This is a genomic window from Kitasatospora sp. NPDC057738, from assembly GCF_042798815.1.
Taxonomy (GTDB): Bacteria; Actinomycetota; Actinomycetes; order Streptomycetales; family Streptomycetaceae; genus Kitasatospora; species Kitasatospora lactacystinica.
The window spans coordinates 83,572-106,512 of the sequence record NZ_JBHVJT010000003.1; the positions used below are offsets into that span (position 1 = coordinate 83,572).

The window sequence follows — 22,941 nt, forward strand, 5'->3', positions numbered from 1 at the left end:
CGTCCCTATGATCACCCGTATGCGCAGCCGCCAGTACGGACCCGACCTGACCCCGCCGTGGAAGAAACAGCGGCCCGCCCCGGAGGTGCCCGCCGAGCGGGACCTGGTGGTCGAGGAGGCGGCGACCGGCTTCTGCGGGGCGGTGGTGCGCTGCGAGAAGACCGCCGAGGGGTTCACCGTCACCCTGGAGGACCGGTTCGGCAAGCACCGGGTGTTCCCGCTGGTGCCGCGCGGCTTCCTGCTGGAGGGCCGGGCCGTCACCCTGGTCCGCCCGGCCGGCCCGGCTCCCGCCCGGACGCCGGGCCGCACCGCCTCCGGCTCCGTCGCCGTCCCGAACGCCCGCGCCCGGGTCGCCCGCGAGTCCCGGATCTACGTCGAGGGCCGGCACGACGCCGAGCTGGTCGAGCGGGTCTGGGGCGACGACCTGCGGATCGAGGGCGTCGTCGTCGAGTACCTGCGCGGCATCGACGACCTGCCCGCGATCGTCGCCGACTTCGCGCCCGGCCCCGGCCGCCGCCTCGGCGTCCTGGTCGACCACCTGCTGCCGGGGACGAAGGAGCACCGCATCGCCGCCCGGGTCACCGGCGACTCGGTGCTGGTCGTCGGCCACCCCTACATCGACATCTGGCAGGCCGTGAAGCCCTCCAGCGTGGGCATCCCCGGCTGGCCCGCCGTCCCGCGGGGCGAGGACTGGAAGGAGGGCACCTGCCGCCGCCTCGGCTGGCCGGTGGACACCCCGGCGGCCTGGAAGCACATCCTGTCGAAGGTGGACAGCTACAAGGACCTGGAGCCCGAACTGCTGGGCCGGGTGGAGGAACTGATCGACTTTACGGCCCTGCCGGGTCAGGAGTAGGTCCGGAACTCCGAGGTGTCCAACGTGATGTCGAGCAGATCCAGCGGAATCGACTCGCCGAACTTCGCGGTCCGCTCGACCGCGTAGTCCGGCAGCCCGGAGGCCGCCGCTCGACTCGGCTCGGTGAGCAGCACACAGACACCCTTGATCGGGTCGACAATCAGATATGCGGGAATCTGGCCCTCTGCATAGAGCTCCCGTTTGGTCCGGTAGTCGCGAAGCACGCTGGTCTTCGAAACCACCTCGACCGCCAGGGTGACCGCAAGCGCGGGCAACAGCCGACCGCTCTCCTCCGCAGCCCCCCGCTCAAACACGACCAGGTCCGGCTGCGGCTCACTGGCCTCGCGGGGAAAGGCCACATCCTGCGTGGTCAGTGCATTCCACCGGGTGTACGGCGTCTGGTGCTGGATGGCCCGGATGATGAGGTTGTGGACCATGTCCGGCCCGGCCATCATCACGATTTCCCCCCTGATGAGCTCGGCTTTGAAGCCTTCGGGGACCTCCAGATTCTCGAAGATCCCCGTCACCCGGTCATCAATGGCGGTCATTGCGCGCTCCCTACGACGGCTGACACCACGTTAACGACACTCAGTCCACCAAGTCACGAACAACCGCGTCCGCCAGGAGGCGGCCCTGGAGGGTCAGTGCGGCGCGGCCCTGCTCGTAGGGCCCGGCGGCGAGGAGGCCGTCGGCGAGGTGCCGGTCCGCCGCCTTGCGGCCGGTGTCGGTGAGCAGGTCCAGGGGGATGCCGTCGACCAGGCGCAGCTCCAGGAGGATCCGCTCGACGCGGCGGTCCTCCTCGGCCAGCACCTCGCGGGCCAGCGCCGGGGTGCGCTGCTCGGCGAGGGCCTGCGCGTAGGCGGCGGGGTGCTTGGCGTTCCACCAGCGGACGCCGCCGACGTGGCTGTGGGCGCCGGGGCCCGCGCCCCACCAGTCGGCGCCGGTCCAGTACAGCTCGTTGTGGCGGCAGCGGCCCTCGGGGGCGGTGGCCCAGTTGGAGACCTCGTACCAGGAGTAGCCGGCGGCGGCGAGCGCCTCCTCGGCGATCAGGTAGCGGTCGGCGTGCACGTCGTCGTCGATCATCGGCAGTTCGCCGCGCTTGACCCGGGCGGCGAGCCGGGTGCCCTCCTCGACGATCAGCGAGTACGCGGAGACGTGGTCGGGCCCGGCGCCGATGGCGGCGTCCAGGGAGGCCCGCCAGTCGTCGTCGGACTCGCCGGGGGTGCCGTAGATGAGGTCGAGGTTGACGTGCTCGAAGCCGGCCGCGCGGGCCTCGGCCACGCAGGCCTCGGGGCGGCCCGGGGTGTGGTGGCGGTCGAGCAGCTTCAGGACGTGCGGGCGGGCGCTCTGCATGCCGAAGGAGAGCCGGTTGTAGCCGCCCTCGCGCAGTTCGGCCAGGTACGCCGGGTCGACCGACTCCGGGTTGGCCTCGGTGGTGACCTCGGCGTCCTCGGCGAGCCCGAACTCCTCGCGGATCGCGGCGAGCATCTTCACCAGGTCGCGGGCGGGCAGCAGGGTCGGGGTGCCGCCGCCGAGGAAGACGGTCCGCACCGGGAGGTCCGTGTCCCCCAGCACCTTCCGGGCGAGGCGGATCTCGGCGACCACGTTGTCCGCGTACGTGTCCTGCGAGGCGACCGCCCCGGAGGAGCGCAGCTCGGTGGCGGTGTAGGTGTTGAAGTCGCAGTAGCCGCAGCGGCTGGCGCAGTACGGCACGTGCAGGTAGAAGCCGAACGGCCGGTCGCCCAGCCCGTCGAGGGCGTGCGCGGGCAGGGAACCGTCGGACGGCACCGGATCGCCGTCGGGGAGTGCGGAGGGCATGAGCCCATTGTCCCGTACGGCGCACCCGTTCGGGTGAGCCGTACGGGGCGGGACGGCTCAGGCCTCGTTGGCGCCCGCGTACATGGCCGCCACGGCGTCCGCGTAGGTCCGCTCGACCACCGGCCGCTTGATCTTCAGGCTCGGGGTGAGCTCGCCGTGCTCGATGTCCAGGTCGCGCGGCAGCAGGTGGAACTTCTTGATCGTCTGCCAGCGCTGGAGGTCGGCGTTGACCCGCTTGACGAAGCCCTCGATCAGCTGGTGCACGGCCGGCTCGGCGGCCAGTTCGGCGTAGCTCCTGCCGGCCAGGCCGCGCTCGGCGGCCCACGGCAGGAGGACCGCCTCGTCCAGGCCGATCAGCGCGGTGCAGAAGTTGCGGCCGTTGCCGATCACGAGGATGTTGCTGACGAACGGGCAGACCGCCTTGAACTTGCCCTCGACCTCGCTGGGCGCCACGTACTTGCCGCCGGAGGTCTTGAACAGGTCCTTCTTGCGGTCGGTGATCCGCAGGAAGCCGTCCGGGGTGAGCTCGCCGATGTCCTCGGTGTGGAACCAGCCGTCCGGCTCCAGCACCTCGGCGGTCTTCTCCGGCAGGTTGTGGTAGCCGCGCATGACGCCCGGGCCGCGCAGCAGGATCTCGCCGTCCTCGGCGATCCGCACCTCGGTGCCGGGCAGCGGGCGGCCCACCGTGCCGATCCGCACGTCCTCCGCGCGGTTGACGCAGGAGCCGGCGCTGGTCTCGCTCAGGCCGTAGCCCTCCAGGATCGGCACCCCGGCGCCGATGAAGAAGTAGCCGATCTCCGGGGCGAGCGCGGCGCTGCCGGAGACCGCACCGCGCAGCCGGCCGCCGAAGGCCGCCCGGATCTTCGCGTACACCAGCTTGTCGGCGAGCGCGTGCTGCGCCCGCAGGCCCAGCGGGGCCGTCTCGGTGCCGGTGGCCACCCGGCTCTCCTGGACCGCCCGGGCGTGCTCGCGGGCGACCTTGGCCGCCCACAGGAAGATCTTGTACTTGGCGCCGCCCTCGGCCCGGGCCTTGCCCGCGATGCCGTTGTAGACCTTCTCGAAGATGCGCGGGGCCGAGGCCATGATGGTCGGCCGGATCACCGGCAGGTTGTGGATGATCCGGTCCACCCGGCCGTCCACCGCCATCACGTGCCCGGTGGCGATCTGCCCGGAGATCAGCGTCTTGCCGAACACGTGCGACAGCGGCAGCCACATGAACTGCACGTCGTCGGGGCCCAGCAGTCCGCTGGCCTCCTGCGCCCGGCCCTCGTACGCCCAGCAGTCGTGCACCAGGCGCACGCCCTTGGGGCGGCCGGTGGTGCCGGAGGTGTAGATGAGGGTGGCCAGCTGCTCCTTGTCGAGCCCGTCGACGGCCTTCTCCACCGCGTCCGGGTGCTCCGCCAGGTACCGGGCGCCGCGCTCCTCCAGCTCCGCGAGGGTGAGCAGCTCCAGGCCGGCGCTCTCGGGGGCCTCGGCGGGCGCGTCGAAGAGGATCACGGTGCGCAGCTCGGGCAGCTGGTCGAGCTGCTCGACGGCCTTGGCCAGCTGGGCCGCGTTCTCGGCGAACAACGCCCGGGAACCGGAGTCGGAGAGGATGAACGCCGTCTCGTCCGCGTTGGTGCTCGGGTAGACGGTGGTGATCGCGGCGCCCGCGCACATGGCGCCGAGGTCGGCGACGATCCATTCCAGCCGGGTCGAGGAGGCCAGGGCCACCCGGTCCTCGGGGTGGATGCCGAGTGCCATCAGGCCGGCGGCCACGGCCTTGACCCGGGTCGCGGTCTGCGCCCAGGTGAGCGAGCGCCACTGCTCGGCGCCGGGCGCGCCGTCGGCGGCCTGCTCGTCCACGGGCGAGGGGTAGCGGTAGGCCTCGGCGTTCGGGGTCAGGGCGACCCGCTCCAGGAACAGGTGGGCGACGGAGGCCGGACGCCCGGCGACGAGGTCGGACCTGCCGGAGCCGATCAGGGACTGCGCGGAACTCAACGAGGACCTCCGGGGGCGGGTGGCCGTCTGGATTGTCGCGGCGTCCGTGGGGGCGGTCGCCGGGCCCCGGTTCACCTGAACGGTACCGGTCAGTAACAAAGGGGCAATCAGCAGCCTAGGGGGAAACCGGTCATTCCGTAAGAGGGCAGCGCCCGACGGCACGCCCCCGCGCCACCGGTGCCGGACCCGTCCGTTCGGCAAAGGCCCGGCAAACCTCCGGCTCCCGCACGCCGAATGACCTGTACGACGCTACAGAACACGGAGAATTGGGGTGCGAACCCGACCGGCGACGACAAGAGTGTGCTAGTGCTGATCAGATTGCTGAGGGCGTACCTGCGCCCGTACTCCCGACCGATCACCCTGCTGGTACTGCTCCAGCTGGTGTCCACCCTCGCGGCGCTCTACCTGCCGACGCTCAACGCCGACATCATCGACGACGGCGTGGTCAAGGGCGACACCGGCTACATCCTGCGCGTCGGCGGGGTGATGATCGCCGTCACCGTCCTCCAGGCCCTGTGCTCGGTCGGCGCCGTCTTCATCGGCGCGCGCACCGCCATGGCCTTCGGCCGGGACGTCCGCGCCGCCGTCTTCGACCGGGTGCAGAGCTTCTCCGCCCGCGAGGTCGGCCAGTTCGGCGCCCCTTCGCTGATCACCCGGACCACCAACGACGTCCAGCAGGTCCAGATGCTCGCCCTGATGAGCTTCACGCTCATGGTCGCCGCGCCGATCATGTGCGTCGGCGGCATCATCATGGCGCTCAACCAGGACGTCCCGCTCTCCGGCCTGCTGCTCGCCGTCATCCCCGCGCTCGGCGTCGTCGTGGTCCTCCTGGTCCGCGCGCTGCGCCCCCGGTTCCGCAGCATGCAGGAACGGATCGACACCGTGAACCGGGTCCTGCGCGAGCAGATCACCGGCATCCGGGTCATCCGCGCCTTCGTCAAGGACGACCAGGAGCAGGCCCGCTTCGCCGACGCCAACGAGGACCTCACCCAGGTCGCCCGCCAGGTCGGCCGGCTGATGTCCATCATGTTCCCCGCCGTCATGCTGGTGGTGAACGTCTCCAGCGTCGCCGTGCTCTGGTTCGGCGCCCACCGCATCGACAGCGGCGCCATGGAGATCGGCGCGCTCACCGCGTTCCTCTCCTACCTGATGCAGATCCTGATGAGCGTCATGATGGCCACCTTCATGTTCATGATGGTGCCGCGCGCCGAGGTCTGCGCCGAGCGCATCGAGGAGGTCCTCGGCACCCACAGCAGCGTCGTCCCGCCCACCGACCCCGTCCGGAAGGTGCTGCGCCGCGGCAACCTGGAACTGCGCGACGTCGACTTCCGCTACCCCGGCGCCGAGGCCTCGGTGCTGCGCGCCATCGACCTCACCGCCCGCCCCGGCGAGACCACCGCGATCATCGGCTCCACCGGCAGCGGCAAGTCCACCCTGCTCGGCCTCGTCCCCCGGCTCTTCGACGCCACCTCCGGCCAGGTCCTGCTCGACGGCGTCGACGTCCGCGAACTCGCCCCCGCCGCGCTCGCCGAGAACGTCGGCATCGTCCCGCAGAAGCCCTACCTCTTCTCCGGCACCATCGCCAGCAACCTCCGCTACGGCCGGCCCGACGCCACCGACGAGGAGCTCTGGCACGCCCTGGAGATCGCCCAGGCCAAGGAGTTCGTCGAGAAGCTGCCCGAAGGCCTCGACGCCCCCATCGCCCAGGGCGGCGGCAACGTCTCCGGCGGCCAGCGCCAACGCCTGGCCATCGCCCGGACCCTGGTCCGCCGGCCATCCGTCTACCTCTTCGACGACTCCTTCTCCGCGCTCGACTACGCCACCGACGCCAAGCTCCGCAAGGCCCTCGCCCGCGAGACCTCCGACGCCACCGTCCTGATCGTCGCCCAGCGCGTGTCCACCATCCGCGACGCCGACCGGATCGTCGTCCTCGACGAGGGCGCCGTCGTCGGCACCGGAACCCACCACGAGCTGATGGCCGACAACCCGACGTACCGGGAGATCGTGCTCTCCCAGCTCACCGAGCAGGAGGCGGCGTGACCACGCCCGGAAAGCCCGACCTGGACAAGGGGCAGGCCCCCGGCGGCGCCCCCACGGACACCCTGAAGAAGAACGCCCCGCCGAAGGACACCCCGCCGAAGGACGCCGGACTGCCCAGCGACTCCCAGGCCGCCGCCGCCCGCCGCGGCCCCGCCGGCCCCGGCCGCTTCATGGGCGGCCAGGGCACCGAGAAGTCCATGGACTTCAAGGGCTCCGGCAAGCGCGTCCTCGGCCTGCTGCGCCCCGAACGCAACACCCTGATCGGCGTCCTGATCCTCGGCGTCATCGGCATCGGCTGCGCCGTCATCGGCCCCAAGATCCTCGGCGACGCCACCGACCTGATCTTCGCCGGCGTCGTCGGCGCCCGCTTCCAGGCCGGCACCTCCAAGGAACAGGTCGTCGACGGGCTGCGCGCCCACGGCGAGGGCGGCGTCGCCGACCTGCTCTCCTCCGTCGACTTCACCCCCGGCCAGGGCATGGACTTCGGCGCCATCGGCACCGTCCTGCTCTGGGTCCTCGGCATCTACGTCGCCTCCGCCGTCTTCGGGATCTTCCAGGGCCGGCTGGCCACCCGGGCCATCCAGGCCGCCGGCTACCGGCTGCGCCAGGACGTCGAGGCCAAGCTCTCCCGGCTGCCGCTCAGCTACTTCGACAAGCAGCCGCGCGGCGAGGTGCTCAGCCGGGTCACCAACGACATCGACAACATCGGCCAGTCCATGCAGCAGACCCTCGGACAGGTCGTCAACTCGCTGCTCACCGTGGTCGGCGTGCTCGCGATGATGTTCTGGATCTCCCCGCTGCTCGCCGTGATCGCACTGGTCTCGGTGCCCGCCTCGGTGGTCGTCGCCACCAAGGTCGGCAAGCGGGCCCAGCCGCAGTTCGTCCAGCAGTGGAAGTCCACCGGCCAGCTCAACGCCCACATCGAGGAGATGTACACCGGCCACACCCTGGTCAAGGTGTTCGGGCGCCAGCAGGAGTCCGCGGAGACCTTCCGCGAGCACAACGACGCGCTCTACCAGGCCAGCTACAAGGCCCAGTTCATCTCCGGCACCATCCAGCCCGCGATGATGCTGATCGGCAACCTCCAGTACGTGCTGGTCGCCGTCGTCGGCGGCCTGCGGGTGGCCAGCGGCTCGCTGTCCATCGGCGACGTCCAGGCGTTCATCCAGTACTCGCGGCAGTTCAGCCAGCCGCTCACCCAGGTCGCCAGCATGGCCAACCTGGTGCAGTCCGGCGTCGCCTCCGCCGAGCGCGTCTTCGAGCTGCTGGACGCGCCCGAGCAGAGCCCCGAACCGGCCATGCCCGAACGGCCCGACGTACTGCACGGCCGGGTCGCCTTCCAGGACGTGGCCTTCCGCTACGACCCCGAGAAGCCGCTCATCGAGGACCTCTCGCTCAAGGTCGAACCCGGGCAGACCGTCGCCATCGTCGGCCCCACCGGCGCCGGCAAGACCACCCTGGTCAACCTGCTGATGCGGTTCTACGAGGTCAGCTCCGGACGGATCACCCTCGACGGCGTGGACATCGCCGCGATGTCCCGCGAGGAACTGCGCTCCGGCATCGGCATGGTGCTCCAGGACACCTGGCTGTTCGGCGGCACCATCGCCGACAACATCGCCTACGGCGCCGAGTCGGCCACCCGCGAGCAGGTCGTCGAGGCCGCCAGGGCCGCCCACGTCGACCGCTTCGTGCGCACCCTGCCGGACGGCTACGACACCGTCATCGACGACGAGGGCACCAACGTCAGCACCGGCGAGAAGCAGCTGATCACCATCGCCCGGGCGTTCCTCGCCCAGCCGTCCATCCTGGTCCTGGACGAGGCGACCAGCTCCGTCGACACCCGCACCGAGGTGCTGATCCAGCGGGCCATGGCCCGGCTGCGCACCGGCCGCACCAGCTTCGTGATCGCCCACCGGCTCTCCACCATCCGGGACGCCGACGTGATCCTGGTGATGGAGAACGGCTCGATCGTCGAGCAGGGCTCGCACGACGAGCTGATCGCCGCCGACGGCGCCTACGCCCGGCTCTACCAGGCACAGTTCGCCGAGGCCGCGGTCGAGATGGACTGACGTCCGGCCGACCGGAGGGCCGGGGCGGGGACTTCCCGCCCCGGCCCTTCGCTTCGCGGACACCGCGCGCTACGTTGGGCCCGTGATCGACGACCAGGCCCCGGACCGCCCGGACACCCCTGCCGCGCCCGGCACCCCCGGAACCCCCGCTGCCTCCGGGACCCCCGCTGCCTCCGGAACCCCGCGGACGCCGGACGCCTTCGAGGCGAACCGCCGCTACCTGGGCTCGGTCGCCTACCGGCTGCTCGGCTCGTTCACCGACGCCGAGGACGTCCTCCAGGACGCCTGGCTGCGCTGGCGGGCCGCCGACCGCTCCGCCGTCGCCGACCCGCGCGCCTTCCTCACCACCGTCGTCACCCGGCTCTGCTACGACCAGCTGGGCTCCGCCCGGGCCCGCCGCGAGGCCTACTACGGCGAGTGGCTGCCCGAGCCCGCCGTCACCTACGCCGCCGGCCCCGACTCCCCCGCCGAACTGGCCGAACGCGGCGAGTCCGTCTCGCTCGCCCTGCTGGCCGTACTGGAACAGCTCACCCCCGCCGAACGGGCCGCCTTCGTACTGCACGACGTCTTCGCGGTCGGCTTCGAGGAGATCGCCGCCTCCCTGGAACGCACCCCCGACGCCGCCCGCCAGCTCGCCTCCCGGGCCCGCCGCCGGGTCCGCGACGGCAACCACGCACAGGACGCCGCCCGGCGCACCGGCGGGACCGACCGGGCCGAGCACCGCCAGGCCGTCGAGGCCTTCGCCGCCGCCAGCACCCGCGGCGACATCCTCGCCCTGATGGAGGTCCTCGACCCCGACGTGGTCTGGCACTCCGACGGCGGCGGCATCGTCCGCGCCGGAGTCCGCCCGATCCACGGCGCCGACCGGGTGGCCCGGATGGTGGCCGGCCTGGTCGCCAAGTGGTTCACCCCCGACACCGCCACCACCACCGCGGTGGTCAACGGCGAACCCGGACTGGTCTGGTACGACCGGGCCACCGGCACGGTCGGCGGCGTCCTCGCCTTCACCGTGGCCGACGGGCGGATCACCGAGGCGCACGTCGTGGTCAACCCCGAGAAGCTCGCCCGGGTCCCCGCCGTGGAGCTGTGACACGGGTCACCGTCACACCCCGGCCGGCCGCGTCGTCCCCTTCCCGAACAGCGCTCCACCGGAGCGCCCTCGCGAGGAGGCGGACGAGATGAGCAGCAGCACCACCGGGCAACGGATCGTCGTACTGGGCGCCGGGTACGCCGGGCTCACCGCGGCCAAGGGCGCCGGCCGGCACCACGACGTCACCCTGGTCGCCCCCGAGGAGCGGATCCTGCACCGCATCCGCCAGCACGAGACCGCGGCCGGCCGCGGCCGCGACTGGCCCACCATCGGCGAGCTCACCCGCGGCGGCCGGATCACCCACCGCCGGGCCCGGGCCGTCGGACTCGACCCGGCCGCGCGCGAGGTCCGGCTCGACGACGGCACCACCCTCGGGTACGACACCCTGGTCCACGCCCTCGGCAGCCGCACCGCCTGGCACGCCGTCCCCGGCGCCGAACAGCTCGCCTACCCGGCGGAACGCGCCGCCGAACTGCGCCGCCGGATCGACACGGCCGACCGGCCCGGCACCCTGGCCGTGGTCGGCGGCGGCGCCACCGGCATCGAGCTGGCCACCGAACTCGCCGAGGCCCACCCCTCCTGGCAGGTGCGGATCGTCGCCTCCGGCCTGGTCGGCGGCGTCTACTCGGCCAAGGGCCGGGCCCACGTCCGGCGCGTCCTCGCCCGGCTCGGCGCGAGCGTCCACGAGAACACCACCGTCACCGAGGTCACCCCGGACGGGCTGCGCACCACCGCCGGCCCGATCGAGGCCGACCTCGTCGTCTGGGCCGCCTCGCTGGAGCCGCACCCGCTGGCCGCCGAGGCCGGACTGGCCGTGGACGGGCGCGGCCGGGCCGTGGTGGACGACCACCTGCGGTCGGTCTCCCACCCTGACGTCCATGTGATCGGCGACGCCGCCGCGGTCACCGTCCCCGGCATCGGCACCCTGCGGATGGGCTGCGCCACCGCCCTGCCGCAGGGCCAGTACCTCGGCAGGCTGCTGGACGGGCGCACCGAGGGGCCGTTCTCGTTCCGGTACCAGGTGCAGTGCGTGAGCCTCGGCCGGCGGGACGGGCTGCTCCAGGTGGTCCGCCCGGACGACTCGATGCGGCCCACCGTGTTCACCGGCACCGCGGGGCGGCTGGCGAAGGCGGCGATCGTCGCCGTGGTCCTCAACAGCCTGAAGTAAGCCAGCCGTCCCCGCCGGCCGCTGCAGGAAGCGCCGGACGCGCCGGGGGCGGGGGCGAGGGGCGGGGGCTCCGGAAACGCCGGAAGGGCCCGGGCGGGTGCCCGGGCCCTTCCGGCGTTTGTCGCCGCCGTGCCGCTACTTCTTGTCCTTCGGCGTCTCGGCGTCGGTGGACAGCGCGGCGATGAAGGCCTCCTGCGGGACCTCCACGCTGCCGACCATCTTCATCCGCTTCTTGCCTTCCTTCTGCTTCTCCAGCAGCTTCCGCTTGCGGGAGATGTCACCGCCGTAGCACTTGGCGAGGACGTCCTTGCGGATCGCGCGGACCGTCTCACGGGCGATCACCCGGGAGCCGATGGCCGCCTGGATCGGCACCTCGAACTGCTGGCGGGGGATGAGCTTCTGGAGCTTGCCCGCCATCATCACGCCGTAGCTGTAGGCCTTGTCCTTGTGCACGATCGCGGAGAACGCGTCCACCGGGTCGCCGTGCAGCAGGATGTCGACCTTCACCAGCTGGGCGGCCTGCTCGCCGATGGGCTCGTAGTCCAGCGAGGCGTAGCCGCGGGTCTTGGACTTCAGCTGGTCGAAGAAGTCGAAGACGATCTCCGCGAGCGGCAGGGTGTAGCGCAGCTCGACGCGGTCCTCGGAGAGGTAGTCCATGCCCTGGAGGTTGCCGCGGCGGGACTGGCAGAGCTCCATGATCGCGCCGACGAACTCGTTGGGCGCCAGGATGGTGCCGCGCACGACCGGCTCGAACACCTCGGAGATCTTGCCGGTCGGGAACTCGCTCGGGTTGGTGACGGTGTGCTCGGTGCCGTCCTCCATCACCACCCGGTAGACCACGTTCGGGGCGGTGGAGATCAGGTCGAGGTTGAACTCGCGCTCCAGGCGCTCCCGGATGATCTCCAGGTGCAGCAGGCCGAGGAAGCCGCAGCGGTAGCCGAAGCCGAGCGCGACCGAGGTCTCCGGCTCGTACACCAGCGCGGCGTCGTTGAGGCGCAGCTTGTCCAGGGCGTCGCGCAGCAGCGGGTAGTCCGAGCCGTCCAACGGGTACAGGCCGGAGAACACCATCGGGCGCGGGTCCTTGTAGCCGCCGAGCGGCTCGGTGGCGCCCTTGTGCATCGAGGTGATCGTGTCACCGACCTTGGACTGCCGGACGTCCTTCACACCGGTGATGATGTAGCCCACCTCGCCGACGCCGAGGCCGTCCGCGACCTTCGGCTCGGGCGAGATGACGCCGATCTCCAGCAGCTCGTGGGTGGCGCCGGTGGACATCATCGCGATGCGCTCGCGCTTGGTGAGCTGGCCGTCCACGACACGGACGTAGGTGACCACGCCGCGGTAGGAGTCGTACACCGAGTCGAAGATCATCGCGCGGGCCGGGGCGTCCTTGACGCCGACCGGGGCCGGGACGGTGTTGACGATGTGGTCCAGCAGGTCCTCGACGCCCAGGCCGGTCTTGGCGCTGACCTGGAGCACGTCGGACGGGTCGCAGCCGATGATGTGGGCGATCTCGGCGGCGTACTTCTCCGGCTGGGCGGCCGGGAGGTCGATCTTGTTGAGGACCGGGACGATCGTGAGGTCGTTCTCCAGCGCCAGGTACAGGTTGGCGAGGGTCTGCGCCTCGATGCCCTGGGCCGCGTCGACCACCAGGATGGTGCCCTCGCACGCGGCGAGGGAACGGGACACCTCGTACGTGAAGTCCACGTGGCCGGGGGTGTCGATCATGTTGAGGATGTGGGTCGCCCCGGCGTTCGGGCCGGTCTTCGGCGCCCACGGGAGGCGGACCGCCTGCGACTTGATGGTGATGCCGCGCTCACGCTCGATGTCCATGCGGTCGAGGTACTGGGCACGCATCTGCCGGGGGTCGACGACGCCGGTGATCTGCAGCATCCGGTCTGCGAGCGTCGACTTGCCGTGGTCGATGTGGGCGATGATGCAGAAGTTGCGGATCATCGCCGGGTCGGTACGGCTGGGCTCTGGCACATTGCTGGGGGTCGCGGGCACCTTGGTCCGATTCTCCGTTGGTCCGGGGCCGGGGGTGTCCGGATCATCGCTGACCGGTTTCCCGGGGACCGGACAGTCTCGTCCGATCGAAATAGTTCCTCCCATCTTCCCACGACTGCGGCCCGGGGCACCGTCCGGGAGTCTCCCGGGCACCCGGGGCGGTCCCCGTGGGCGCCGGGGAAGCTCCTCGCGGGCGTCGGGGCGGCGCTCGCGAGCGTCCGGGCGCGGTCCTCGCACGGGCCCGGGGGCGGTCCTCGCGGGCGCCCGGGTGCGGTCCTCGCGAGCGCCCGGTTTGGGGCGGGCAGCGGGCCCCTGGTAACGTGGGCTGCTGCACCCGGCCTCGGCATGCCCTCTCAGCTGGACCGAAGGCCGCCGGTTGCAACCCCGTTCACAATCTTTAGACAGACTGAGGCTCCTTCGTGGCGAACATCAAGTCCCAGATCAAGCGCAACAAGACCAACGAGAAGGCGCGCCTGCGCAACAAGGCCGTCAAGTCCTCGCTGAAGACCGCTCTGCGCAAGGCCCGTGAGGCCGCTGCCGCCGGCGAGACCGAGAAGGCCACCGAGCTGGCCCGCGCCGCCTCCAAGGCGCTGGACAAGGCCGTGAGCAAGGGCGTCATCCACGCCAACCAGGCCGCCAACAAGAAGTCGGCCATCACCAAGCGCGTCAACACGGCCGTCCAGGCCTGACGCCCCCGGGGGCGGTGACCCCCATCGCTTCGGGACGACCCGGCCCTCTACCCGGACCCCCGAGGCGCGCGAGACTCGCACCGTACGCGGCCTGCGTTCGCCACGCGGGTGCGGTGCAACCAAGCAGTACGACAGGCGTCGCAGTCGGCCTCCTCCCCGGAGACCACTGCGGCGCCTGTCGCGTTCCGCGGTCCGGCCGCTATGGTCGGTCGGGTCCGTTCGACGTGCGGTTCGAGGTGCGGGGAGCACCCCGGCACCAGGTCCAGGGGGAACTTCCATGACGACGCCACCGCCGCCACCGGCACCGAACGGACCGGGGTACGGCTTCCCGCAGCAACCGGGCGGGGGCGCGCAGCCGGTACCGGGCGCCCCGGGGCCCGCGGGCGCGGGCGGCTTCGGACCGCCGCCGGGGCTGCCCACCGCGCCCGGCCTGCCCGCCGCCCCGGGCCCCGGACGGAGCGGGAACCTGCGGCGCAACGCCGTCTGGGCGTTCGTCGGAGCGGTGATCGTCTCGGTCGGCTGGGCCGCCGCCGTGATGACCGTCCCCGGCCTGGTCACCAGCCAGTCCTCCCCGCGCGACCTGCGCGGCTACCGGCTCTCCGACGACTTCTGCACCACCGGGAAGCCCACGAAGATCCTCCAGACGTACTCCGTCTCGGACACCTCCAAGTCGACCCACCACACCGACCGGCACCCGGCGCTGGACAGCATGAACTGCTCGATGTCGCTCAAGCGCACCGGCGGCACCAGCGACAGCGAGTACGCCAACCTCTACATGCGCGTCGACCTGCACAAGGCGGTCAACCCGGCGCCCGAGCTGGAGGCCAACAAGGAGCTCTACCGGGCGCGCGGCTACCAGGTCACCGACATCGCGGGGCTCGGCGAGGAGGCGTACTTCCTGTACAAGGACGACGGCTCGGACCAGTACCACAGCGTCTACGCCGAGCTGGACATCCGCGACGGCGGGATGACGTACTACGTCACCTACTCGGCCAGCTACACCGAGGGCAAGGGCAAGCCGCCGTCCAAGGACGAGCTGCGCGGCGCCCTCCAGTCCGACGGGCAGGACGCCCTCCGGGCCATGAAGAAGTAGGCCGGACCGCTCGCACCGCCGCCCCGCGCCGCCAGTGGACGGACCATCGGTGGGCGGGCCGTCAGTAGGCGGGCCATCGGTGGGCGGGCCGCCAGTAGGCGGGCCATCGGTGGACGGGCCCGTCCGTAGGCGGGCCCGTCGGTAGGCGGGCCGTCAGTAGGCGGGCCGGGAGCCGGCCCGGGATGCCCGGGCGACGGCGACCACCGCGCGCTCCAGGGCGAAGGCCGGGTCGTCCGATCCGCCCTTGACGGCGGCGTCGGCCTGGGCGATCGCGGTCAAAGCGGTGGCCACCCCGTCGCCCGTCCAGCCGCGCATCTGCTGGCGGACCCGGTCGACCTTCCACGGCGGCATGCCCAGCTCGCGGGCCAGGTCACCCGGGCGCATGTTCCGCCCGGCGCTCGCCAGCCGGCCGATGCTGCGCACCCCGGAGGCCAGCGCGTAGGTGATGCCGGTCGGCGGCTGGCCGACGGCCAGCGCCCAGCGCAGCCGCTCCAGCGCCTCCGCGGCCCGGCCGGTGACCGCCAGGTCCGCCACCTCGAAGCCGGTCGCCTCGGCCCGGCCGCTGTAGTAGCGGGCCACCACCGTCTCGTCGATCGCGCCCTCGACGTCCGAGGTCAGCTGGTGGCAGGCGGCGGCCAGCTCGCGCAGGTCGCTGCCGAGCGCGTCCAGCAGCGCCTGGCAGGCCTCCGGGGTCGCCGAGCGGCCCAGGGTGCGGAACTCGCCCTTGACGAAGGCCAGCCGCTCGCTCGCCTTGGCCAGCTTGGCGCAGGCCACCTCACGCCCGCCGGCCTTGCGCCCGGCGTCCAGCAGGCCCTTGCCCTTGGCGCCGCCGGCGTGCACCAGCACCATGATCACTTCCTCGGCCGGCGCCTCGATGTACGCCTTGACCTCCTTCACCGAGTCGGCGGAGAGGTCCTGTGCGGCCCGGACCACGATCACCTTGCGCTCGGCGAACAGCGACGGCGTGGTCAGCTCGGCAAGGCTGCCGGGCTGCAGGCCGCCGGGCGGCAGGTCCCGCACGTCGGCGTCCGGGTCCGCCGCCTTCGCCGCCGCCACCACCTGGGCGACCGCACGGTCCAGCAGCAGCTCCTCCTGGCCGACCGCGAGGGTCAGCGGGGCGAGCAGATCGTCGGGTGCACTCTTCCTGGCCATCGCCTACCAGCATCCCACGGGCCGCGGACACTCCCGCCCGACGGAGCGGGCGGCCCGACCTGGACAATGGCCCGGTGAGCGAGAACCAGACCACCGACCTCCCGGACGTCGACGACCCGTACGCCCGGCAGCTGCTCGTCCTGCCCGACCGCGACACCGCCCAGGAGGCGGCCGAGGAACTCGGCGCCACCCAGCCCGACCTCGGCGAGCTCGAAGTCGTCCGCGACGCGCTCGCGGGCGAGGACGACGCCGAGGACGCCCAGTGGCTGGTCGTCGCCGAGGCCCCGGAGAGCGGCTGGACCCCCGCCCTGCTGCACGCCCTCGACACCCTCGCGACCGGCTACGAGGGCTGGCGCGAGGAGGCCTGAGCCCTGAGGCCGGCACCCGGCACCCGGCACCCGGCACCCGGACATCTTCCGGGCCGGCTCGACCACTGCGGCGAGCCGGCCCCTGCCGTCGGCGCCCCTGCCCGCCCGGACCGGCCCGGCCGGATCAGAAGTGCGGGGAGCCGGAGGCGCCCCCCGGGCCGGAGGTCGCCGACGCCATCGAGGACCTTCTCCACCGAGGCGACGTGCCGGCCCGCGGTGATGACGTCGCGCAGCAGCGGTCGAGCGGGGTGCGCCCGGTGTAGATCGCGGCCGATCCCACGGCGCCGTACAGGAGTTGGACCGCCTCCCGGCAGGCCCGGTGCGCGGACCGGCGGGCCGGCGCGGCCGTGCCGCGCTCCGGCTTGCCCGGTGCGCGCCGCAACCCGCATTTCCAGGCCTTTGCGCGTTCCTGTGGCACCTTGCCGCGGGCCGCCCTCGCCTCCCCCTGAGCTTGTGGCATTTCTCCGGCGCGGTCCCCGTCCCGGCCCTGGCACGTCCAGACAGCTTTCCCTTCTCCCCTCCACCTCTCCCCCCCCCCCCCCCTCTTCCCTTTCCCCCCTCCCCCCTCCCCCTGCCGCGGCCCCCCGGGCAGGCGGCAGGCGGACGGCCTGCGGGCCGGTCAGTGCTCCCGCCGGCCGGGGTCGGGCAGCCGGATCCACGTGTCGGCGGGCCCGGTGACGGCGCGGGCGTCGACGGGTCGCAGGCCGGCGAAGGCACAGGCATGGGCGACGGCGTGGTGGTGGTAGAGGTAGCCGGCCAGCACCTCCTCGGGGGTGTCGCCCTGCCGGGGGCCGCCGCCGGGGTGGAGGTCCCATCCTTCGACGGCGCCGTCGCGGACGATGCCGCCCTGGTTGCCGCTCTTGGGGTTGGCGTAGAGGCCGTAGCCGACGGTGCCGGCGGTCAGACGGGTCATCGCATCGAGAGCGGACGGGGCGTGACCCCAGGGCTGGGTGACGACGCATCCGCCGGGAACGGTCGTGACGCCGGCGACGAGCAGCCTCTCGGCCATGCCGTACTCGTACGGGCAGTCGAGGAAGCGCTCCATGAACTCCTCGTCCGCGGGCGTCGCGTCCAGGCGGCGGATCGCCTCGGCGGCGTCGATGCCGGCGATGCAGGCGAGGCCGGTGCCCTCGTAGTGGAAGCGCCCCAGGGCCCGGAGGAGTTGCCGGCCGCGCTGGACGGCGGCCCGCTCGGCGGCCGTCAGGCCGGGTTCCCCGTCCGGGACGGGGAACAGGTCGGGGGTCGGGCCGGCCAGCGCGAGGCGGCCCGGCGACCAGCCGCCGAGCAGTGGCCGCCAGGGATCGGCACCCGCGGCCACGAGGGCCCGGGCATTGTCCGGCCGGTTGTCCATGACGGCCTCCCACAGCGCGGTCGTCCCGTCCTCCAACGCGTCCACGTCCGAGACGCGGCCCGCCAGTTCGGCCACCACCTCGGGGGATCCGCTCCCTGCCGCCCGGTGCAGCGGGCGCCCCGAGCCCCACGCATCCGGGTCGGCGCCCGCGTCGAACCGCTCGCGGATCTCGCCGTGGTCCCGCCGGCCCTCCCGGCTCACACCGGCCCAGCCCGTCATCGTGCCCCTCCGTCCTCCGCGCGCCGGCGCGGGCGTCAGTCCCTTCGCAGACGATCGCACGAGGGTCGGACAACCCGGTTCGGTCAGTCCTCGTGGACGAACTCGTACGTCCGGCGGCGGTAGGACCCCGAGACGGTGGCGAGGCGGTCCGGCGGCCAGCTGTCGGACCGCTCGCCGAGGATCAACTCGCCGTCCCGGCGCACCATCCAGACGTCCTCCTGGTCGAGGTGCAGAACCGCGTCACCGGGCACCCGCGCGAGGAGGGCGTCGGACAGCCGGATCATGTCGTCCTGCTGGCCGGAGACGTCGGTGGTCTTGCCGAGCCGGAAGGCGACCGAGACGGTCGGGGTGAAGACCCGGCCGCCGATCCGGGGATCTCCCCAGGGGGTGGGCTTGAGCGGGGTCACCCGGATCCAGGTGCCGTGCACCGTGAGCGCGCCGTCCGCGAGCAGCGTGTCGGCGGTCGCGGGGACGGTCGCGGGGGCGGTCGCGGGGGCGGTCGCGGGGACGACGAAGAGCCGCATCGGTCGGGCGACGTCGACGAGCCTCCGGGCGACCCGGACCGGGGCCCACGGGGTCACCAGCTCAAGACTGTAGGAAATCGCCATGGAATCCGTCCTTCTCCTCCACCACGGGTGGCGGAGGAGCATGGGCGCCGCGAGGCCGGGCGGCATCGGAGGTGCTGGTGGTGTCAACCGGCAGCGCCTGCTGATAGAGCGCCACCAGCACGCCGTGCAGGGGCTGGTCCTCCGCGTCCTCCTCGGCCTCGTCGACCAGTTCGGTGAGGGCCTCGCCGAGTTCTCTCGCCTTCGCGGGACCGAGACGCAGGTGGCGCAGTGTCAGGTGGGTCTCGGCGGGAGAGAGGTCCAGCTCCTGGGCGACCGCGGCGAACATCGCGGCGGTGCCCACCGCTTGAGGTTCGACGACGACCATGTGGCGGGCCGTGCGCTGGTAGTACTGCTCGGTGCCGCCGCGGACCTGGCGGGTCTCGACGACGCGGACCAGCCCGGCGTCGCGGAGCACCTTGAGGTGGTGGGCCACGTTGCCCTTCTTGGCGTCGAGCTGCGCCGCAAGCTGCCTGATGGTGGCAGGCCGGTGGCCCAGGGCGAAGAGCAGCCGCTGACGCAACGGGTGGGAGAGCGCCGCGAACTGCTCGGGCGCACCGATCTCCAGAACTTCCTCGGAAGGCGGCGGGCAGGACGGCTGATCACGCATACCGAAAGTGTCTGAACTCTTTGACGCTTTCGCAAGGGCAGTGCTCTACTCCCTGCCATGACGACTACGACGAAGCTTCAGCCGCCCCTGTCATCGACGAGACGGCCCGGCTGCTGACCGAGCACTACGTTTTCCCCGACATAGCCGAACAGCTCGCCGGCCTGCTGCGACGACGCCTCACCGAGGGCGCCCACGACGTCGACGGCGCCTAGGAGCTGGCCCGGCTGGTCACCGCGGACCTGCGATCCGTCAACGGCGACCGGCACCTGAGGCTGAAGCACCACGCCGAACCGGTCACCCACCTCAACACCATGCACTGGCACGGCGGCGGGCGCAGCGAGCAGTCCTGGAGCCTGCCGCACGTTCCCGGCGCGCGCTTCGGCGGCAGCAAGCCGTTGTACGTACTGTCCAGCGACAGCACCTTCTCCGCCGCCGAGGAGCTGGCGTACGACCTCCAGCAGCTCGGCCGCGCCGTGGTCGTCGGCAAGCGCACCCGCGGCGGCGCACATCCGTGCCAGGGCTGGACCGTGCACCCGCACCTGGAGGCCACCGTCCCCGTCGGCCGCGCCGTCAACCCCGTCTCCCGCACGAACTGGGAGGGCATCGGCGTGCAGCCGGACGTCCCTTGCGCCGCCGGCGACTCCCTCGACCGCGCTCACGCCCTGGCCCTCGCCCACCTGGCAGGCTGACCCGGCCCGGCGCATCGGCAGCACCACGCGCAGCGCCTCCCCTGGCCACGTCGGCGGGGGCGCCCGGATGAATACCGCTCCAACTTCGTCGGCGGGCCTGGCCGGTGCGCACCGCCGTTCGTAGCATGACAGGTAACCGACAACGAAGGGACCCTCATGAACGGCAGGATCGCGACCTGGCTCGGCGTCCCCGCACTGGCCGTGGGGATGCTGCTCGGCGCAGCTCCGGCGCACGCCGGCACCGGGGTGCGGATCGACGGCGCGACCGTCTCCGGCAGTTCTTCGACGACGGTGAACATCACCATCGCGTACTCCTGCGACCCCGGCGGCTTCGTCAGGTCCGCGACCGTGACCGCCGAGGACCGGCGCTCCGGTGCCCTCGGCGCCACCCGGTTCGCCCCCAGCTGCACGGGCGCGACCGTGAAGGCGGTCGTCCCGGTCACGACTCTGAACCGGAACAACTTCGCCGCGGGCAACCCGGCGGCCGCCCACCTCTCACTGCTCGACCTCGACGACACCGAGGAGCTCGGGACCATCGCCCAACTCACCATCGGCAACGGTTAGGAGGGCCCGGCGCCCCGGCCTGCCGGGCCCGGGCCATCGCGGCGCCGGGCCCGCGCCCAGGCCCGTACGGCAGCGGTACGGCTGGGCCGGAAGGCCCATTGCCTACCGGTCCCTCCCCTCGGCAGTCCGCTCCATTGCGCCCGCCTCGGCCGGCGCGTCGGACTCGCGCGTGCCGTTCAGGCGGATGCCTCGCATCGAGGCCCACATCACCAGGGCGCTGCCGCACACCACGCCACAGTCGGCGAGGTTGAAGACCGGCCAGTGCGGCAGTTGGATCCAGTCCACGACGCGCCCCTGCAACGGGGAGGGGGCCCGGAACAACCGGTCGACGAGATTTCCGGCTGCCCCGGCGATGACCAGCCCGAAGGAGACCGCCCAGACGGGGGTACGGATTCGCGGCGACACCACCAGCATGGCGACGACGACCACGATCTTCACCGTGGTGAAGAACCATGCCTCCCCCTCGCCGATGGAGAATGCTCCACCCGAGTTGAAGACCAGCGTGAATCTCAGAAGCCCACCGAGGGCCTCTGTCGGATCGCTCCCCGAGAAATGTGTCAGCGCTATCTGTTTGGTGACGAAATCCGCCGCCAGCAGCACGAGTGCTACGGCTGTCATGATTCCCGACCGTCGAGGCATGTCACCGGGCGAGGAAGCTCCTCGCGCAACCCATAGACGTAGTAAGCCAGTCATGGCCGCAGTGTAGGTGACGGCGGCCGGCGCCCCGGCGGGCCCGGGTTCCGCCGGAGCGTCCGTCCCGCCGCACCCGCACGGGCGGTGTCGTGGTGTGCGCCGGGTGCTCCGGCAACAAAGCCGGCCCGCACCCCGTGGGGTGCGGGCCGGGCCGGGGCCGGGGTCGGTCAGACGCCGGCGGTTGCCAGTCGGGCGTGGCGCCGGGCGGTCGCCTCGACCGGATCGAGCACGGGTACGGCGGCCAGCAGGCCCTTGGTGTAGGCGTGCTGGGGCGAGTCGTACACGGCGTCGGCGTCGCCCTGCTCCACGATCCTTCCGGCCCGCATCACGGCGACCCGGTCGCTGACCTGCCGGACCACGGCGAGGTCGTGGGCGATGAAGACCAGCGCGAGGCCGAGGTCGCGTTGCAACTCGCCCAGCAGCTCGACCACTTGGGCCTGGGTGGTGACGTCCAGCGCGGAGACCGGTTCGTCGCAGACGATCAGTCGCGGCTGGGGCGCGAGCGCCCGGGCGATGCCGACCCGCTGCCGCTGCCCGCCGGAGAACTCGTGCGGATAGCGGTGGTACCAGTCGGGGTCGAGCCCCACGCGTTCGAGGAGTTCGCCGACCCGGGCGCGGATGCGGCGCTCGTCGTTCTCGCCGGCGATGCGCAGCGGGTCGGCGACGGACTCCCCGATGGAGCGGCGCGGGTTGAGCGAGGACACCGGGTCCTGGAAGACCATCTGCAGTTCCCGCCGGAGCGGGCGCAGTTCCTTCTCCCCCAGCGCGCCGATGTCGCGGCCGCGGTAGTGGAGCCGGCCGCCGGTCGGTTCCAGCAGCCGGACGAGCATCCGTCCGAGCGTGGTCTTTCCGGAGCCGGACTCGCCGACGATGCCCAGGGTCTCGCCGGCCCGTACGGTGAGCGAGACGCCGTCCACGGCGGTGACGGGGGCGGCGCGCCGGGTGAGGCCGCCCCGGGTGGCGAACTCCCGGCGCAGGTCGGTGGCTTCGAGCAGGACCTCTCCCCCGACCGACTCGGCCGTCCCGGTCGGAGCGGTCGAGACGGTCGGAACGGTCGATGCGGTCGACACGTCCGGAGCGCCGGGCGCGTCGACCCGGGGCACCGCCGACAGCAGCGCGCGGGTGTACGGCTCGCGCGGAGCGCCCAGCACCTCGGTGACCGGGCCGTGTTCCACCGCCCGGCCGTCCTTCATCACCAGCACCCGGTCGACGCTTCCGGCGACCACGCCCAGGTCGTGGGTGACCAGGACCAGCCCGGCCCCGGTCTCCGCGCGCAACTCGTGGAGCAGGTCGAGGATCTGGGCCTGGACGGTGACGTCCAGCGCGGTCGTCGGCTCGTCGGCGACCAGCAGTCGCGGCTCGCAGGCGAGGGCCATCGCGATCAGCACCCGCTGGCGCATTCCGCCGCTGAACTCGTGCGGACGCGAGCGCGAGCGGCGGGCCGCGTCGGCGATGCCGACGCGGTCGAGCACCTCGACGGCCCGGGCCCTGGCGTCCCGGCGGGAGACGTCCCGGTGGACCCGGACGACCTCGGCGATCTGGTCGCCCACCGCGTAGTACGGGTCGAGCGCGGAGAGCGGGTCCTGGAACACCATGGCGGCCAGTCCGCCGCGCAGGCGCCGGAGTTCCGCGCCCTCGGCGGTGACGGCGTCCACGCCGGCGACCCGGACGGTGCCGCCGATCCGGGCTCCGGTCCCGCGGTGCAGGCCGAGCAGTCCGTAGGCGACGGTGCTCTTGCCGGAGCCGGACTCGCCGACGATGCCGAGTGCCTGTCCGGCCTCCAGGGTGAAGCCCACGCCGTCGACGGCGCGCACGTGGCCGTCGCCGACCGGGAAGTCGACGACCAGGTCCCGGACGTCGACCAGGGGTTCGGCACCCGGAGACTC

General features: G+C 72.5%; 21 protein-coding genes. 10 read left to right on the top strand and 11 right to left on the bottom strand.

The window, feature by feature from the left end; genetic code table 11:
* Window positions 1–19 precede the first annotated feature (19 nt).
* Window positions 20–853 (top strand): DUF3097 domain-containing protein, encoded by an 834-nt coding sequence (locus ACFVGO_RS02635; protein WP_359903061.1) that lies wholly within the window; start codon window positions 20–22, stop codon window positions 851–853.
* Here ACFVGO_RS02635 and ACFVGO_RS02640 read toward each other — a convergent pair.
* Genes ACFVGO_RS02640 through ACFVGO_RS02650 form a run of 3 tightly spaced genes read right to left on the bottom strand, consistent with a single transcriptional unit; the run spans window position 844 to window position 4,651 of the window.
* Window positions 844–1,401: a Uma2 family endonuclease gene (locus ACFVGO_RS02640; RefSeq protein ID WP_359903064.1), complete on the bottom strand. Its 558-nt coding sequence runs from the start codon at window positions 1,399–1,401 to the stop codon at window positions 844–846. The genes ACFVGO_RS02635 and ACFVGO_RS02640 overlap by 10 nt on opposite strands.
* Before the next feature lie 40 nt (window positions 1,402–1,441).
* Window positions 1,442–2,671 carry a radical SAM family heme chaperone HemW gene (hemW, locus tag ACFVGO_RS02645; protein ID WP_359903067.1) on the bottom strand — a complete coding sequence of 410 codons (1,230 nt, stop codon included), beginning with the start codon at window positions 2,669–2,671 and terminating at the stop codon, window positions 1,442–1,444.
* A gap of 57 nt (window positions 2,672–2,728) precedes the next feature.
* Window positions 2,729–4,651 carry an AMP-dependent synthetase/ligase gene (locus tag ACFVGO_RS02650; protein WP_380630673.1) on the bottom strand — a complete coding sequence of 641 codons (1,923 nt, stop codon included), beginning with the start codon at window positions 4,649–4,651 and terminating at the stop codon, window positions 2,729–2,731.
* Between the two features lie 306 nt (window positions 4,652–4,957).
* Between ACFVGO_RS02650 and ACFVGO_RS02655 the strand changes: the two genes are divergently transcribed.
* The 4 genes from ACFVGO_RS02655 to ACFVGO_RS02670 all read left to right on the top strand — a co-directional run bounded on the left by ACFVGO_RS02655 (window position 4,958) and on the right by ACFVGO_RS02670 (window position 11,018).
* Window positions 4,958–6,691: an ABC transporter ATP-binding protein gene (locus ACFVGO_RS02655; protein WP_359903072.1), complete on the top strand. Its 1,734-nt coding sequence runs from the start codon at window positions 4,958–4,960 to the stop codon at window positions 6,689–6,691.
* A 170-nt stretch (window positions 6,692–6,861) separates the two neighbouring features.
* Window positions 6,862–8,760, top strand: a complete 1,899-nt coding sequence (locus ACFVGO_RS02660) for an ABC transporter ATP-binding protein (protein WP_359903103.1) — start codon at window positions 6,862–6,864, stop codon at window positions 8,758–8,760.
* A gap of 82 nt (window positions 8,761–8,842) precedes the next feature.
* Window positions 8,843–9,850 carry an RNA polymerase sigma factor SigJ gene (sigJ, locus tag ACFVGO_RS02665; RefSeq protein WP_359903075.1) on the top strand — a complete coding sequence of 336 codons (1,008 nt, stop codon included), beginning with the start codon at window positions 8,843–8,845 and terminating at the stop codon, window positions 9,848–9,850.
* Window positions 9,851–9,938: 88 nt separating this feature from the next.
* The gene (locus ACFVGO_RS02670; RefSeq protein WP_380630674.1) at window positions 9,939–11,018 is read left to right on the top strand and encodes an NAD(P)/FAD-dependent oxidoreductase; all 1,080 of its coding nucleotides are present in this window, start codon (window positions 9,939–9,941) and stop codon (window positions 11,016–11,018) included.
* A 135-nt stretch (window positions 11,019–11,153) separates the two neighbouring features.
* Here the strand turns inward: ACFVGO_RS02670 and lepA are convergent, their stop codons facing one another.
* Window positions 11,154–13,022 (bottom strand): translation elongation factor 4, encoded by a 1,869-nt coding sequence (lepA, locus tag ACFVGO_RS02675; RefSeq protein ID WP_380630675.1) that lies wholly within the window; start codon window positions 13,020–13,022, stop codon window positions 11,154–11,156.
* Between the two features lie 419 nt (window positions 13,023–13,441).
* Between lepA and rpsT the strand changes: the two genes are divergently transcribed.
* Both rpsT and ACFVGO_RS02685 read left to right on the top strand, forming a co-directional pair.
* Window positions 13,442–13,711: a 30S ribosomal protein S20 gene (gene rpsT, locus ACFVGO_RS02680; RefSeq protein WP_030309778.1), complete on the top strand. Its 270-nt coding sequence runs from the start codon at window positions 13,442–13,444 to the stop codon at window positions 13,709–13,711.
* 277 nt (window positions 13,712–13,988) lie between these two features.
* On the top strand, window positions 13,989–14,804 hold the full coding sequence (locus tag ACFVGO_RS02685) for a hypothetical protein (protein WP_380348025.1): 816 nt from the start codon (window positions 13,989–13,991) through the stop codon (window positions 14,802–14,804).
* Window positions 14,805–14,957: 153 nt separating this feature from the next.
* Here the strand turns inward: ACFVGO_RS02685 and holA are convergent, their stop codons facing one another.
* Window positions 14,958–15,956: a DNA polymerase III subunit delta gene (holA, locus tag ACFVGO_RS02690; RefSeq protein ID WP_380630676.1), complete on the bottom strand. Its 999-nt coding sequence runs from the start codon at window positions 15,954–15,956 to the stop codon at window positions 14,958–14,960.
* Between the two features lie 74 nt (window positions 15,957–16,030).
* Between holA and ACFVGO_RS02695 the strand changes: the two genes are divergently transcribed.
* Entirely contained in the window at window positions 16,031–16,324 is a 294-nt protein-coding gene (locus ACFVGO_RS02695; RefSeq protein WP_359903089.1) for a hypothetical protein, read from the top strand.
* A gap of 619 nt (window positions 16,325–16,943) precedes the next feature.
* Here the strand turns inward: ACFVGO_RS02695 and ACFVGO_RS02700 are convergent.
* From ACFVGO_RS02700 to ACFVGO_RS02715, 4 genes are all read right to left on the bottom strand, one after another.
* Window positions 16,944–17,894, bottom strand: a complete 951-nt coding sequence (locus ACFVGO_RS02700; protein ID WP_359915612.1) for an ankyrin repeat domain-containing protein — start codon at window positions 17,892–17,894, stop codon at window positions 16,944–16,946.
* 83 nt (window positions 17,895–17,977) lie between these two features.
* Window positions 17,978–18,502 (bottom strand): SitI3 family protein, encoded by a 525-nt coding sequence (locus tag ACFVGO_RS02705; protein ID WP_380630677.1) that lies wholly within the window; start codon window positions 18,500–18,502, stop codon window positions 17,978–17,980.
* Window positions 18,480–19,109: an ArsR/SmtB family transcription factor gene (locus ACFVGO_RS02710; protein WP_380630678.1), complete on the bottom strand. Its 630-nt coding sequence runs from the start codon at window positions 19,107–19,109 to the stop codon at window positions 18,480–18,482. The genes ACFVGO_RS02705 and ACFVGO_RS02710 overlap by 23 nt, the downstream gene beginning before the upstream one ends.
* Before the next feature lie 77 nt (window positions 19,110–19,186).
* Window positions 19,187–19,411, bottom strand: coding sequence for a hypothetical protein (locus tag ACFVGO_RS02715; protein ID WP_380630679.1), 225 nt, complete (start codon window positions 19,409–19,411; stop codon window positions 19,187–19,189).
* 9 nt (window positions 19,412–19,420) lie between these two features.
* Here ACFVGO_RS02715 and ACFVGO_RS02720 point away from each other — a divergent pair, with 9 nt between their 5' ends.
* Both ACFVGO_RS02720 and ACFVGO_RS02725 read left to right on the top strand, forming a co-directional pair.
* Window positions 19,421–19,798, top strand: a complete 378-nt coding sequence (locus ACFVGO_RS02720; protein WP_380630680.1) for a S41 family peptidase — start codon at window positions 19,421–19,423, stop codon at window positions 19,796–19,798.
* Between the two features lie 156 nt (window positions 19,799–19,954).
* Window positions 19,955–20,362 carry a hypothetical protein gene (locus tag ACFVGO_RS02725; protein WP_380354133.1) on the top strand — a complete coding sequence of 136 codons (408 nt, stop codon included), beginning with the start codon at window positions 19,955–19,957 and terminating at the stop codon, window positions 20,360–20,362.
* 102 nt (window positions 20,363–20,464) lie between these two features.
* Here the strand turns inward: ACFVGO_RS02725 and lspA are convergent, their stop codons facing one another.
* Together lspA and ACFVGO_RS02735 are read right to left on the bottom strand one after the other, a co-directional pair.
* Window positions 20,465–20,980: a signal peptidase II gene (gene lspA / locus ACFVGO_RS02730; RefSeq protein ID WP_380630681.1), complete on the bottom strand. Its 516-nt coding sequence runs from the start codon at window positions 20,978–20,980 to the stop codon at window positions 20,465–20,467.
* A 242-nt stretch (window positions 20,981–21,222) separates the two neighbouring features.
* Window positions 21,223–22,920 carry an ABC transporter ATP-binding protein gene (locus ACFVGO_RS02735; protein ID WP_380630715.1) on the bottom strand — a complete coding sequence of 566 codons (1,698 nt, stop codon included), beginning with the start codon at window positions 22,918–22,920 and terminating at the stop codon, window positions 21,223–21,225.
* Window positions 22,921–22,941 lie beyond the last annotated feature (21 nt).